At 59.1% G+C, this 13,427-nt stretch carries 14 protein-coding genes; 10 read left to right on the top strand and 4 right to left on the bottom strand.

The annotated features are described in order from the left end of the window. Position 1 precedes the first annotated feature (1 nt). Together ACQRBV_RS13510 and ACQRBV_RS13515 are read right to left on the bottom strand one after the other, a co-directional pair. The gene (locus tag ACQRBV_RS13510) at positions 2-2,038 is read right to left on the bottom strand and encodes a sensor histidine kinase (protein ID WP_411984786.1); all 2,037 of its coding nucleotides are present in this window, start codon (positions 2,036-2,038) and stop codon (positions 2-4) included. Between the two features lie 46 nt (positions 2,039-2,084). Beyond that, the gene (locus tag ACQRBV_RS13515; RefSeq protein WP_205344702.1) at positions 2,085-3,002 is read right to left on the bottom strand and encodes a putative 2-dehydropantoate 2-reductase; all 918 of its coding nucleotides are present in this window, start codon (positions 3,000-3,002) and stop codon (positions 2,085-2,087) included. A gap of 123 nt (positions 3,003-3,125) precedes the next feature. Between ACQRBV_RS13515 and ACQRBV_RS13520 the strand changes: the two genes are divergently transcribed. Then, positions 3,126-3,611: a YajQ family cyclic di-GMP-binding protein gene (locus ACQRBV_RS13520; RefSeq protein WP_060754199.1), complete on the top strand. Its 486-nt coding sequence runs from the start codon at positions 3,126-3,128 to the stop codon at positions 3,609-3,611. A 135-nt stretch (positions 3,612-3,746) separates the two neighbouring features. After that, positions 3,747-4,589 carry a mechanosensitive ion channel family protein gene (locus tag ACQRBV_RS13525; RefSeq protein ID WP_060754198.1) on the top strand — a complete coding sequence of 281 codons (843 nt, stop codon included), beginning with the start codon at positions 3,747-3,749 and terminating at the stop codon, positions 4,587-4,589. Between the two features lie 187 nt (positions 4,590-4,776). Here the strand turns inward: ACQRBV_RS13525 and ACQRBV_RS13530 are convergent, their stop codons facing one another. Then, positions 4,777-6,078 carry an OprD family porin gene (locus ACQRBV_RS13530; protein WP_244385168.1) on the bottom strand — a complete coding sequence of 434 codons (1,302 nt, stop codon included), beginning with the start codon at positions 6,076-6,078 and terminating at the stop codon, positions 4,777-4,779. A 743-nt stretch (positions 6,079-6,821) separates the two neighbouring features. Here ACQRBV_RS13530 and ACQRBV_RS13535 point away from each other — a divergent pair. Together ACQRBV_RS13535 and ACQRBV_RS13540 are read left to right on the top strand one after the other, a co-directional pair. Further along, the gene (locus ACQRBV_RS13535; RefSeq protein WP_060754196.1) at positions 6,822-7,247 is read left to right on the top strand and encodes an HIT domain-containing protein; all 426 of its coding nucleotides are present in this window, start codon (positions 6,822-6,824) and stop codon (positions 7,245-7,247) included. A 3-nt stretch (positions 7,248-7,250) separates the two neighbouring features. Beyond that, positions 7,251-7,457 (top strand): SlyX family protein, encoded by a 207-nt coding sequence (locus ACQRBV_RS13540; RefSeq protein ID WP_015885618.1) that lies wholly within the window; start codon positions 7,251-7,253, stop codon positions 7,455-7,457. Positions 7,458-7,529: 72 nt separating this feature from the next. Here ACQRBV_RS13540 and ACQRBV_RS13545 read toward each other — a convergent pair whose 3' ends face one another. Then, the gene (locus ACQRBV_RS13545) at positions 7,530-8,132 is read right to left on the bottom strand and encodes a cold-shock protein (RefSeq protein WP_090368859.1); all 603 of its coding nucleotides are present in this window, start codon (positions 8,130-8,132) and stop codon (positions 7,530-7,532) included. Positions 8,133-8,560: 428 nt separating this feature from the next. On the opposite strand from ACQRBV_RS13545, the gene ACQRBV_RS13550 reads away from it, so the two are divergent. From ACQRBV_RS13550 to ruvC, 6 genes are all read left to right on the top strand, one after another. Continuing rightward, on the top strand, positions 8,561-9,034 hold the full coding sequence (locus ACQRBV_RS13550; RefSeq protein ID WP_003193874.1) for a Dps family protein: 474 nt from the start codon (positions 8,561-8,563) through the stop codon (positions 9,032-9,034). 182 nt (positions 9,035-9,216) lie between these two features. Continuing rightward, entirely contained in the window at positions 9,217-9,558 is a 342-nt protein-coding gene (locus tag ACQRBV_RS13555) for a ribbon-helix-helix domain-containing protein (RefSeq protein ID WP_060754193.1), read from the top strand. 182 nt (positions 9,559-9,740) lie between these two features. Continuing rightward, complete coding sequence (locus ACQRBV_RS13560; RefSeq protein WP_010208103.1) at positions 9,741-9,962, top strand: FmdB family zinc ribbon protein; 222 nt, start codon at positions 9,741-9,743, stop codon at positions 9,960-9,962. Positions 9,963-10,069: 107 nt separating this feature from the next. Then, positions 10,070-11,845, top strand: coding sequence for an aspartate--tRNA ligase (aspS, locus tag ACQRBV_RS13565; protein ID WP_060754192.1), 1,776 nt, complete (start codon positions 10,070-10,072; stop codon positions 11,843-11,845). A gap of 150 nt (positions 11,846-11,995) precedes the next feature. Further along, the gene (locus ACQRBV_RS13570) at positions 11,996-12,742 is read left to right on the top strand and encodes a YebC/PmpR family DNA-binding transcriptional regulator (RefSeq protein WP_060754191.1); all 747 of its coding nucleotides are present in this window, start codon (positions 11,996-11,998) and stop codon (positions 12,740-12,742) included. A gap of 154 nt (positions 12,743-12,896) precedes the next feature. Then, entirely contained in the window at positions 12,897-13,421 is a 525-nt protein-coding gene (gene ruvC, locus ACQRBV_RS13575) for a crossover junction endodeoxyribonuclease RuvC (RefSeq protein ID WP_025854762.1), read from the top strand. Positions 13,422-13,427: the final 6 nt, after the last annotated feature.

The raw sequence follows: 13,427 nt of genomic DNA on the forward strand, positions 1-13,427 counted from the left end.
GTCATTGCTCCGGTTGCGTGAGTTCGTAGGGTGGCAATTGGCTGCCCGCCAAGGGCAGGCGCAGCGTGAAGCAGGTACCTTGGCCGAGGGTCGACTGTACTTCCATCTGGCCCTTGTGGTTGTTGGTGATGATGAAGTACGAGACCGACAGCCCAAGCCCGGTGCCCTGGCCGATTTCCTTGGTGGTGAAGAACGGTTCGAAGGTGCGTTTGCGCACGCTTTCGCTCATGCCGATGCCATTGTCTTCCACCTGGATTTCGGCCCACGGCGGGTTGAGGCGGGTGCGCAAGATAATGCGCCCCGGCTCGCTGTCGTCTTCACGCAGGTGAATGGCCTGGGCGGCGTTTTTCAGCAAGTTGAGCAACACCTGTTCCAGCTCGTTGGCGGTGCCCGGTACCGGGCCTAGCAGTGGATCGAATTGGCGGATGATCGCCTGGCCCTTGAAGTCGAAGCCGATGGTCAGGTCAAAGTCGTTACCGGCAATTTCCACTGCCTGGTCGATCAGCGCCGGCAGATCGCAGGGCGCCATCTGCCGATTGCTGCGGCGGCTGAAACTGAGCATGTGGGTGACGATCTTCGCAGCCCGAGCGCCGGCTTGTTGGATGCCGTCGAGCAACTGCGGCACTTCGCGGCTTTGCAGGTAGCGGTTGACGGTGTCCAGCTCGATGCCTGCCTGTTCGGCGTGTTCCAGGTTCTTGGGCAGGTCGGGAGACAGGCGGCGGCGAATGTTCTGGACATTGTGCAGGATGGCTCCCAGCGGGTTGTTGATCTCATGGGCCATGCCTGCGGCAAGCCCGCCGACGGAGAGCATTTTTTCCGACTGCACCATCATTTCCTCCAGCGACAGGCGCTGGGTGATGTCGTCGATCCGGATTACCACGCCGCGCCCGGCACCGCCCATCAACGGGTAAAACGTCAGGGCGTAATGCTTGGGCTCGTCATCCTTGACCCAGGTGACGCGCTCGATGCGTTCCACGCTGTGCTGCTCGACCGCGGCCTTGAGTTGCCTCAGGTAGGGTTTGAGCGGCTGGAAGGCGAGAAAGATCGGTTGATTCAGCGCCTCATCCAGGCGTGTCCCGGAAAGGGCGCTGGCTTCCTGGTTCCACTGGGTGACGTAGAGTTGTTCGTCCAAGGCGATCAGCGCCGACGGCATCGAGTCGATGATGCTGTTCAGGTAGTTCTGGAAACCGGTGAGTTTTTTCTCGATCTTGCTGCGAACCTGTACTTCCAGCTCGAGTTTGCGGTTGGTATGACGGGTCTCCTCGGCCAGGCCCTGGGCTTGGTCGTAAGCGGCTTGGGAGTCATCACGGGCGCGTTTGAGCTGCTGCTCGCGGGCTTCGATGCGCGACAGCATCGTGTTGAAGGCTTCCGCCAGGCTGCCGATCTCGTCATGGTTGCCGCGCCCGGCGCGCAAGGAATAGTTCTCTTCGCGAGTCACCTGACGCGACAGCTCTTCCAGTTCGTGGATGGGGCGAGTGATCAGGCGCTTGATCTGTCGGGCAATGACCAGCCACAGCAGCACGCTGAAAATCAGGATGCCCAGGCTGGCCGTCAGCGTGCCGGTATAAAACGCCATTGGCAGTTCGCTGCTGGCCACCAGCAGCAGATGCCCGGGAGGCTGGCCGGGACGGGGCAGGGTGATGACCTGGTTGCTGCGAAACTCAGTGAGGCGCCAAGCCTCGATATGCCGGTAATTATCCGGCAGGTGCAGGCGATTGGCGTGCTGCATCTGCGCCAGGCGAGTGCCTTCGCCGTCATACAACGCAGCGGCGCGCAGCGGTGAATAGCTGGTCAGTTCATTGAGCAGGGCTTCGGCCTTGGTAGGCGATTCGAGGGCTTCAGCGGCCAGTGACGGGTTGGACACCAACCGCCCGATGGCCTGCAGCGCCTGGGGCGCCATGCTTTCCTGGGAGATCCAGTAAGCCGCGCTGATGAACGTCAGGTTGGCCACCAACAATACGGTGGTCAACAACACCAGCAAGGCGGCCAGCAGTTTCTGCCCTACCGGTAGATTTTCAAGACGCTGGCGCAGTGGCATCAGGGTTTTCCCAGGTGATAGACAGGTAGGCAGGGTAGCGCGTGCCTCAGTCGCTGGCCAATCCGTGTGCACGCAAGTGCTCGACCAGGCGCGCCTGTACCTGTTGCAGGTGCGGCAGGGCCAATTGATGGCGGGCAGCGGCTTCGCAGGCGTAGCCCAGCAGGTAGCTGATTTCGGTACGGCGGCGGTTGGCTACATCCTGGTACATGGACGAGTAGTTGGCGGCGGTGGCCTGGATCACCCGTTCCACTTCACTGTGCAAATGCTCGGCAGCGGCCGGCTGGCCGCTGCATTCGAGTAACTCGGTCAGCTCGGCGCACAGGGTCGCCACTTCACATTGATGGCTTTGCAGGCCACCGTTGCGGCACTGGTACAGCACGGTCAAAGGATTGATCGCACAGTTGAGGGCCAGCTTGCGCCATAGACGCGTGAGAATCGCGGTGCTCCACTCGTGGGGGATGCCCGCGGCGTGCAGGTCATCCAGCCACAGCGGTGGCGTGGGGTGGGCGGCATCGCCCAGCCACGTATAGCCATGGCCGGCAAATACCACGCGCCAGTCGCCGTCGCGGAATGCGCCTTCGGTGCTGGAGGCAAAGATGCAGCGGGCCTGGGGCAGTTGGGCGGCGACGGCGTCCTGGCTGCCGAGGCCGTTTTGCAGCAGGACCAGTTCGGCGTCCGGTACCAATCGATGTTGCAACTGGGCTACTGCGCTTTGCGCGTCGTAGGCTTTGCACGCCACCAGCAGGCGATGAATCGGTTCCGGGCTGTCAGGCGTTTCGCCGATTACCGGATAGGTGTGCGCTATGCCTTGTTCGACCAGCGTCAACCCCGGCCCCGCCCGATAGCTGGCCAGGCGTGCATCATCGCGCAGGATCAGCCGTACGGGCAGGCCAGCGCGTGCCAGGCGCGCAGCCCAGAGGGTGCCCAGGCTGCCGGCGCCGAGAATATGCCAGGTGGTCGACATCAGTTTTTACTCCGTAGGGCTGCTCGCAGTGAACGCGGCGAAAGAACCGCTATAATGCCCCGGCATTTTAGCTCGGGCGCGCTCCATCTCTACTGAGCCCGCCCCTTATATTGGAGAAATGACATGCCTTCGTTCGACGTGGTATCCGAACTGGACAAACACGAAGTCACCAACGCCGTCGAGAACGCCGTCAAGGAGCTGGACCGTCGCTATGACTTGAAAGGCAAGGGCAGCTTCGAATTCAAGGAAAAGGAACTGACCGTCAACCTGACCGCTGAAGCCGATTTCCAGCTGGAAGCGATGATCGAGATCCTCAAGCTGTCCCTGGTTAAACGCAAGATCGACGCGCAATGCCTTGAAATCAAGGACGCCTACGCTTCGGGCAAGCTGATGAAGCAGGAAGCCGTCCTCAAGGAAGGCATCGACAAAGAGCTGGCCAAGAAAATCGTCGCCCACATCAAGGATGCCAAGCTCAAAGTGCAGGCTGCCATCCAGGGTGAGCAGGTGCGGGTCACGGGCAAGAAACGTGATGACCTGCAAGAAGCGATCGCAGCGCTGCGCGCCAAGTCCTTCGACATGCCGCTGCAGTTCAATAACTTCCGCGACTGATGGCTCTGCGGGGAACCCGTCGGCGTTTTTGACGTCCCACGCCCCGGAACCTGCGCCTGCCATTGAGCCCCAAGGGGCTCATTTGCGTTTTCAGGCAGTTGATAAAGCCGCACACCGCCCAACAGGAGAAGCTACATGGATTTAAACGCAGAAGTGGATCAGTTGATCAAGACCTCGCAGTCGTGGGTCCCGATGATCATGGAATACGGCAGCCGGTTTTTACTGGCGGTGGTCACCCTGGCCATCGGCTGGTGGCTGATCAACGTCTTGACCCATCGGGTCGGGCGTTTGCTGGCGCTGCGCAATGCGGACCTGGCGCTGCAGCACTTCATCACCAGCCTTGCGAACATCGCGCTCAAGGTGATGCTGGTGGTCAACGTGGCCTCCATGATCGGCGTGGCAACCACCTCGTTCGTGGCGGCGATTGGTGCCGCGACCTTGGCCATTGGCTTGGCATTGCAAGGCAGCCTGGCGAACTTTGCCGGTGGCGTGCTGATTCTGTTGTTCCGCCCGTTCCGCATTGGTGACTGGATCGAAGCCCAGGGCACCTCGGGTACCGTCGACAGTATCCAGATCTTCCACACCGTGTTGCGCACCGGCGACAACAAGACGGTGATCATCCCGAATGGCAGCCTGTCCAACGGCATCATCACCAACACCAACCGTCAGCCGACCCGCAAGGTGGTGTTTGATGTGGGTGTGGACTATGACGCTGATCTGCAGAAAGCCCGTGAAGTGCTGCTGGAACTGGCCAAGGACCCTCGCGTACTGGCCGACCCGGCGGCGGTAGCCGTGGTGTCGACCTTGGGCGACAGTTCGATCACCGTTTCGCTGCGCTGCTGGACCAAGACGGCGGATTATTGGGATGTGATGTTCATGCTCAATGAACTGGCGCGTGATCGTTTGAAAGCGGCAGGTATTGATATTCCGTTTCCGCAGCGGGTTATTCGTGTAATGCAGGAAAGTGCTACGAAGTAACTAAGTGTGATGCTGCAAAACTTGGCTGAGCGGTCAGGTCAGGTGTGCGGGTTTTTGTCTGGTTAGTTAGCTTGCTATTTTTCCAGTGAAATATAACTGCAATAAAAAAGCCGCTCCCTTGTGAACAGGGGAGCGGCTTTTTAGTTAAGGCGGATGCCTTAGGTCATCATTGTAATCAAGCGGCTAATTACAAGATGTTCAGCGGGTATTGCGCGATCAGACGCAGTTCGTCGATGGACGCCGAACCGTAGTACACGCCGTCAGACGAACGATAGGTCGCTTGACGTACGCGCAGGCTCAGGTCTTTGGCCGGGCCGCTCTGGATCACGTATTTGGCTTCGATGTCGCGTTCCCACTCTTTACCGTTCGACGTGGTGCCGGTGTTGGCGCCGCTACCGCTGACGTAACGAGTCATGAAGCTCAGGCCTGGCACGCCGAAGGTGGCCATGTTCAGGTCATAGCGAGCTTGCCAGGATTTCTCGTCTTCAGCGTTGAAGTCGGAACGGGCGACGGAGTTGGCCAGGAAAATCGTGCCGCCACCGTCTACGCCATAGCCGTAGTCACCGTCACCGCTGACCTTCTGGTAGGCCAAGGTGAATGTGTGAGCCTGGTAGGTATACGCGCCTTGCAAGCTGTAGGCACGGTTATCCAGTTTGGTGGTGCCGTCTTTTTCTGCGCGTTGCAGGCCGGCACCGTCGCTTTTGGTGCTGTAGATGTTGAAGTCAACGGCTACCGACTGATCTTTGTCGAGCGCGTGAGTCCAGTTCACGTTGGCGTAGAGCTTCTTCCAGTAGTCTTCTACTTTCGAGTAGTAGAGGCTGGTGGTGAACTCAGGCGTCCAGGAGTACACGCCGCCGACGAAGTTGGCATCGCGCAGGCCGGTACCGGTGCCTGGCTCGGCGCTGGCGATACTGTCCTTGTAGGTGTGGTCCTGGGCAACGATCGAGGTGAAGTGACCGGCTTCCAGTTTCAGGCCCTTGATCTCGTTGCTGGTGATCGAGATACCTTGCGGCAGCTCTGGCAGCAGGCGGCTGTCGTCGGATGCGAATACCGGAGCGGTGGTGTATTGGTCGCCCACTTTCAGGACCGTATCGGAAATACGGAACTTGATGGCTGCGCCACCCTTGGAATAGTCGTCCTGCGCACGGCCGTCGGAGCCGTTAGGGAACAGGCCGGTACCGGCGCGGCCCTTGCCGCTGTCGAGTTTGAGGCCCAGCAAGCCGATGGCATCGACACCGACCCCGATGGTGCCTTGGGTGTAGCCCGAGCTGAACAGACCGTGGAAGCCAAGACCCGTTTCTTCGCGGCGGCTCTGGGTGCCTGGCGCGTTGTTACGGAAGTCACGGCTGAAGTACAGAGTACGAGTCAGAATGCTGGCTGTACTGTCCTCGATAAAGCCCTTGGAGTCGTCCTGGGCGGACGCCATTGCGAACTGCGAGGTGCCTGCTGAAACAGCCAGGGCGATCATGCTCCACTTCATCACGCGCATCGTGATTTGCTCCTTTGGTTTTAGGAAGAGTACTGCCGTCCCACCTGTATTTTTATCTGGGCGGCTCTTTCTTTTTTGTGTCGGCGCAAAGTTATATCACGCAGACGTTATTGACGATACTTACCCATCTATCCTTTCAGCTTCTTTACGAGGCTGTCGTAAATCGCTAGCTCCATGTCGCAAATTCACAGCCCGACTGTAACTGGGCTGACAACTTCAATACTCTTTCAAACCACCCTTCGAAGTTTGAACTCATCCTTGGCGTGCATTGAAACGCTGCTGTTTTTTATCGCGAAACACCGGCTTCCAGGCGAGTGTCGTTGCCGACGATGTGGGTGTGAATGCAACAAGCGTGCACAAAGGGGTAACCGAATGTCATTTTTTCGTGAAAAACATTACGGCCCTGTAAAAACCGCATAAGCACGGGCTTTTTACGCCGTTTGGTTTGGGCTTGACGCACGTGCCGTTTACCCCTTCGGTGGTCCATGAATCCTGTGCCAGAGCAAAACGTTACCGGTTCACACTCCTTGGTGGGTAATCGGCGGATCTCTTTGAGGCACAAGTGGGTCATTTTGGTGCAACTGCTAGCGACCAGGATCAGCGTAGCTCAACTATTTGCTTGCATCGAAACAGGGCATGAATTTTCGTCGGTTGACTCAAGGCCCAGCGCATTCGCCGTGAAGCCACCTGCAATCGAAGGTATGCTGGGCGCCTGAAATCGACCTGCGCAACGGAGTACTCACGTGTTCGCCTTGGATCAACGCCTGCAACAAGACACGAAGGTCATAGGGGATTTCCCGCTTTGCCGCCTGCTGCTGTCCAACGATGCCCATTACCCCTGGTTCATCCTGGTTCCGCGTATTGAAGGTATCAGTGAAGTGTTTCAACTGGATGTTGCCGATCAGCAGACCCTGTGGCAGGAAACCACCGCCCTGGCGCAGCTGCTCAATGAAGGGCTGGCGGCCGATAAGATGAACATTGGTGCATTGGGCAATGTGGTCAGCCAGTTGCACGTGCATGTGATCGTGCGTAAACGCGATGACGCCGCCTGGCCTGCACCGGTCTGGGGCAAGCATCCGGCGCAGCCTTACACTGAAGAGCAAGTGGCGGCTATCCGCAGTCGATTGCGCGAGCTATTGCCTGCCAGCTTCATTTTTACCCAGGATTGAACCATGGACCTGCAAGACCGCGTCACTGACCTGGAAAGCCGCCTGGCCTTCCAGGACGACACCATCGAAACCCTCAATGACATTCTGGTTACCCAGCAGCGGGCCGTCGAGCGCCTGCAACTGCAGATGACCGCGCTGCTCAAGCGCCAGGAAGAAATGGGTGGCCAGTTCGAGACGTCTGAAGAAGAAGCGCCGCCGCCGCACTATTGATCAATCGGCGCGAATAAAAAAACCGCGATCCAGCAGGCTGGGTCGCGGTTTTTTTTGCTGCGCAGGCTGGGGTCAGCGACGCGGCAGTGCAGCGATGACATCTTCGGCTTGCAGGCCTTTGTCACGGTTCATGACAGAGAACTCCACGCGCTGGCCTTCGACCAGGACGCGATGGCCTTCGCCACGGATAGCCCGGAAGTGGACGAAAATATCGTCGCCCGAGTCGCGGGAAATAAAGCCGAAGCCTTTGGACGTGTTGAACCACTTGACGGTACCGGTATCCCGGTTGGTCATGTCGTAGTTTTGCGACGCGGCCGCAGGGGACGAGCGGTAGAAGCTGATGGCCAGGTGAAGAACGATGGCGACCACAGCAATCACCAGGCTGAGCAGGATGGCCGGATGGCCGCCCACTTCAGGCATCGGTGCCAGGAGGGTGAGGGTTTGAACGACAACGGTCAGTACCAGCAGCGCGCTGACCAGGTTTTGCAGTTGATGACGCGTGCCTTTGTTCCAGTAAGGAATTACCGGTGCGAGCGCCAGGTTGAGAAGGCCGAACAAGGCCAGGTACAGGGCATCGTGTTGTTCCAGATAGGGCAGGCTTTCAGGCTGCAGGCTCGGGATAAACGACAGCAGCAAAGCTGCAACGCCCGTTAGCAGGTGGACGATTTTCAACATTTTGATTAACTCACGTTAAGACGGAACACTAAGGAAGAGCTGACCGGCACGGTTCGCTTCTGAACAATGGGAGGCGTTGAGCACGTGCGCGGGTATCAGCCTATGGGATGTGCCGCAGAAATGAACGGCCGCCCCACGTCACCTATTTAACAGCAAAGGCTGTGCCTACTCAAATCAAGCATTTCGGGGTGTTGCGGCTGCTTGGACATTTCTGCGTCAAACGCTTGTCCTAGACAGGTGCGGGTTTTTTGAGCGGCATTTTCGGCATTTTCCTACTCCCTGAAGGCTTGCCGGTCGCGGGCCGACAAGCCGCACAGGGACGATTTGCCGCACTCCACCTCGGGAGGGCGGGCTGCACGCCGCCGGCACTCTTGCTAGAGTGGTCCTGCACCTGATCAATGAATGCTCGTCAATTGAAGGGGAAAAACATGGCAATCGATATTGGTATCAGTGAAGAAGATCGTAAATCCATCGTCGACGGACTTTCACGGCTGCTGTCCGATACCTATGTGTTGTATCTGAAAACCCACAATTTCCATTGGAACGTCACCGGCCCCATGTTCCGTACGCTGCACTTGATGTTTGAAGAGCAGTACAACGAACTGGCGCTGGCGGTGGACTCCATTGCCGAGCGCATCCGTGCCCTGGGGTTCCCGGCACCGGGTGCTTATTCGATCTACGCCCGTCTTTCTTCCATCAAGGAGGAGGAGGGTGTGCCGAGCGCCGAAGAGATGATCAAGCAACTGGTCGCCGGCCAGGAAGCGGTAACGCGCACCGCGCGGGGCATCTTCCCATTGCTCGACAAGGTCAGCGACGAGCCGACGGCGGACTTGTTGACCCAGCGCATGCAGGTCCACGAGAAAACCGCATGGATGTTGCGCTCCCTGCTTGAAAACCAGTAAGGGTTAATTCCCGGGTGGCGCCTTCCTGGCGCTGCCCGCTTGTTTCCGTGCACTTCCTGGCGTTGTCCTACGATTATCAACGCCGTGTCTTCTGGCTGCTCCTCGCGTCCTGCTGTTTTATAGGCCCACTGCCCAATGGGACAAGCCCATGGGCTGCTGTTTGGCAATGGAGTGTCAGGTGTATGTCACGCGGAATGGGTAAGGGAGTGATGGAGACCTGCGGTTTTCACAAGATAAAGGTCGACCCCTTCGCCAAGGGGTTCGACATGGGGCTGGCCAAGCCGCTGTCGCGGTCGGTGAGGCTCAATGGGTTTTCCACCTGCCTGCGGCTTGAACAGATCTATTGGAATATCCTCACGGAAATAGCCAGGATCAATGCCTGCTCGGTCAGTGCATTGTTGTCCTATGTCGATCGGGAAGTGCACTTGCGGTATGGGGGGGTGAAAAACTTCAGCGGGCTGGTCAGGGTGGTATGCGTGGTTCACCTGTTAAAAGGCCGCGTTGCCCTCATGCCCCCCGATTAGCCCGGCGGTAGCGAAGCCGGCCCACTGTCAAGGCGGGCCGGGCTTCGGGCAGAAAGGCGGCTGCGCTGTGCCGATTTACCAGATATAATCCCGCGCTTTGCCGCGCATGCCGGCTTTCTTCGTGCTCCAAGGAGCAGTGAGCAGGCGTGGCGCCGTAACGATCTGATCGCCGAGACATCTCCATGCCCATGTACGACTATCAATGTGCTTCCTGTGGTCATCAGTTGGAAGCCATTCAAAAGATCAGCGCAGCACCGCTGGTCGATTGCCCTGCCTGCCAGGCGCCTGAGCTGAAGAAGATGTTGTCGATGCCGGGCTTTCGCCTGAGTGGCAGCGGCTGGTACGAAACCGACTTCAAGACCGGTTCGAAGAAGAACCTGGCGGGCGGCGACAAAGCAGACTGAGTTGAACTCTACGCGCAGGCTCCTGCATTATCCGTCCCCTGCTTTAATGTACGGTGACGAGGCGGGCCTCCACCGAATTTCGAATTACGAGAAGTGAAACCACTACCATGATGCGCAGCCACTATTGCGGCCAACTGAACGAGACCCTGGAAGGTCAGGAAATCACCCTTTGCGGATGGGTTCACCGTCGTCGCGACCACGGCGGGGTGATCTTCCTCGATATCCGTGATCGTGATGGTCTGGCCCAGGTGGTGTTCGACCCGGACCGCGCCGAGAGCTTCGCCGCCGCCGACCGTGTGCGCAGCGAATACGTCGTGAAGATCACCGGCAAGGTGCGCCTGCGTCCGGCTGGTGCCGTGAACAAGAACATGGCGTCCGGCGGTATTGAAGTGCTGGGCTATGAGCTGGAAGTGTTGAACGAGGCGGAAACCCCGCCGTTCCCACTCAACGAATACTCCGACGTGGGCGAAGAAACCCGCCTGCGCTACCGCTTCCTGGACCTGCGTCGCCCGGAAATGGCTGAGAAGCTGCGCCTGCGTTCGCGCATGACCACCAGCATCCGTCGCTTCCTCGACGAGAACGGCTTCCTCGACGTTGAAACACCGATCCTGACCCGTGCCACGCCGGAAGGCGCACGTGACTACCTGGTGCCTAGCCGTACCCACGCGGGGTCGTTCTTCGCCCTGCCGCAATCGCCGCAGTTGTTCAAGCAACTGCTGATGGTGGCCGGCTTCGACCGTTACTACCAGATCGCCAAGTGCTTCCGCGACGAAGACCTGCGCGCCGACCGCCAGCCCGAATTCACCCAGATCGACATCGAGACCAGCTTCCTCGATGAAAAAGAGATCATGGGCCTGACCGAACAAATGATCCGCAACCTGTTCAAGGAAGTGCTGGGCCTGGAGTTCGGCGAGTTCCCGCACATGACCTTCGAAGAAGCCATGCGCCGCTACGGTTCCGACAAGCCAGACCTGCGTAACCCGCTGGAACTGGTGGACGTGGCCGATCAACTCAAAGAAGTTGATTTCAAGGTGTTCAGTGGCCCGGCCAACGATCCGAAATGCCGTATTGCCGCCCTGCGCGTGCCTGGCGGCGCGAGCATGCCGCGCAAGCAGATCGACGACTACACTAAGTTCGTCGGCATCTACGGTGCCAAGGGCCTGGCGTACATCAAGGTCAACGAGCGCGCCAACGGTGTTGATGGCCTGCAATCGCCGATCGTGAAAAACATTCCGCTGGAGAACCTGAACGCGATCCTCGATCGCGTCGGTGCAGTCGACGGCGACATCGTGTTCTTCGGTGCCGACAAGGCCAAGATCGTCAGCGAAGCCTTGGGCGCACTGCGTATCAAGCTCGGTCATGACCTGAACCTGCTGACCTGTGAGTGGGCCCCGATGTGGGTCGTTGACTTCCCGATGTTCGAAGAGAACGACGACGGCAGCTTCAGCGCCTTGCACCACCCGTTCACCGCGCCGAAGTGCTCGCCGGCCGAGCTGGAAGCCAACCCGGCGGGCGCTCTGTCCCGTGCCTACGACATGGTGCTCAACGGCACGGAGTTGGGCGGCGGTTCGATCCGTATCCACCGTAAAGAGATGCAGCAAGCGGTGTTCCGCCTGTTGGGCATCAACGAAGCGGAACAGGAAGAGAAGTTCGGCTTCCTGCTCGACGCCCTGAAGTACGGCGCGCCGCCCCATGGTGGCCTGGCGTTCGGTCTGGACCGCCTGGTGATGCTGATGACCGGCGCCCAGTCGATCCGTGAAGTGATTGCCTTCCCGAAAACCCAGAGCGCTGCGGACGTCATGACCCAGGCGCCGGGTGTGGTGGATGCCAAGGCACTGCGCGAGCTGCACATTCGCCTGCGTGAGACGCCGAAAGCTGAGTAAGGCCGCTGCGTGAAAGCGCACTGAGGTTTACGCAGTCTAAAAAGGCGCATCTTCGGATGCGCCTTTGCGTTACAAGGGCTGCACTTTAAAAAGAAAAGTCCGCCCTGGGGCGGGGTTGATAAGGTTTCTACAGAATTTCGGAGTTGTGTTATGGCTGGCCATTCCAAGTGGGCGAACATCAAGCACCGCAAAGAGCGTCAGGATGCCAAGAAGGGCAAGATCTTCACCAAGTGGATTCGTGAACTGACCGTCGCGGCCCGTCAGGGCGGTGGTGATCCGGGTTCCAACCCGCGCTTGCGTTTGGCGCTCGACAAGGCCCTAGGCGCGAACATGAGCCGTGACATCATTGACCGCGCCGTGGCCCGTGGCGCCGGCGCCGCCGACACAGACGACATGGTCGAACTGAGCTACGAAGGCTACGGCCCGGGCGGTGTGGCGGTAATGGTCGAGTGCATGACCGACAACCGCAACCGCACCGCCGCGGCCGTGCGCCACGCATTCAGCAAGTGCGGCGGCAACCTCGGTACCGACGGTTCGGTGGCTTACCTGTTCGAGCGCAAGGGGCAGATCAGCTTCGCACCGGGAACGGACGAAGATGCGCTGATGGAGGCCGCGATGGAGGCGGACGCCGACGATGTGGTGACCAACGAAGATGGCTCCATCGACGTGTTCACCTCGTTCGCCAGTTTCTACGCTGTGCGCAACGCCTTGGACGCCGCTGGTTTCAAAGGCACCGACGCGGAAATCGTGATGCTGCCGACCACCAGCGCCGAGCTGGACCTGGACGGCGCGCAGAAAGTGCTGAAGATGCTGGATATGCTTGAAGACCTGGATGATGTGCAGAACGTGTATTCCAACGCGGACATCCCGGAATCCGTCGCCGAACAGCTAGGCTGAAAAGCGATGTAGGTCCATGTGGGAGGGGGCTTGCTCCCGATAACGGTGGTTCAGTCGACTTATGGATAACTGACACCCCGCTATCGGCAGCAAGCCCCCTCCCACATTGGCACGTTGATGTATCAACATTTGTTTTATTTAACCTGCAGGCGTTATGACTTTAATCCTAGGTATCGACCCCGGTTCACGCATCACCGGTTTTGGCGTGGTGCAGCAGACCCCGCGTGGCTGCGTGTATGTGGCCTCGGGTTGTATCCGCACCGGTGCGGGCGAGTTGGCCGAGCGCCTGCAGATCGTTTATCGCGGCGTGCGTGAGGTCATCCAGACCTATGGCCCGGTGACGATGGGCATCGAAAAAGTGTTCATGGCAAAAAATGCCGACTCAGCCCTGAAACTCGGCCAGGCCCGTGGCGCCGCCATCGTCGCCGGTGCCGAGGAGGGTATGGAGATCGCCGAATACACCGCGACCCAGGTCAAGCAGGCCGTGGTCGGCACCGGCGCGGCCAATAAAGAGCAAGTACAAATGATGGTCATGCACATGCTCAAGCTCACCGCCAAACCGCAAATCGACGCCTCCGACGCCCTGGCCATTGCCATTTGCCATGCGCACACCCGTTCCAGTCTGCTGCCCCATGGTCTCGGCACCGCACGCAGTCGTGGCGGGCGGCTGCGTCTCTGATAGCAT

Source organism: Pseudomonas sp. R11F (assembly GCF_050312575.1).
Classification (GTDB): domain Bacteria; phylum Pseudomonadota; class Gammaproteobacteria; order Pseudomonadales; family Pseudomonadaceae; genus Aquipseudomonas; species Aquipseudomonas palleroniana.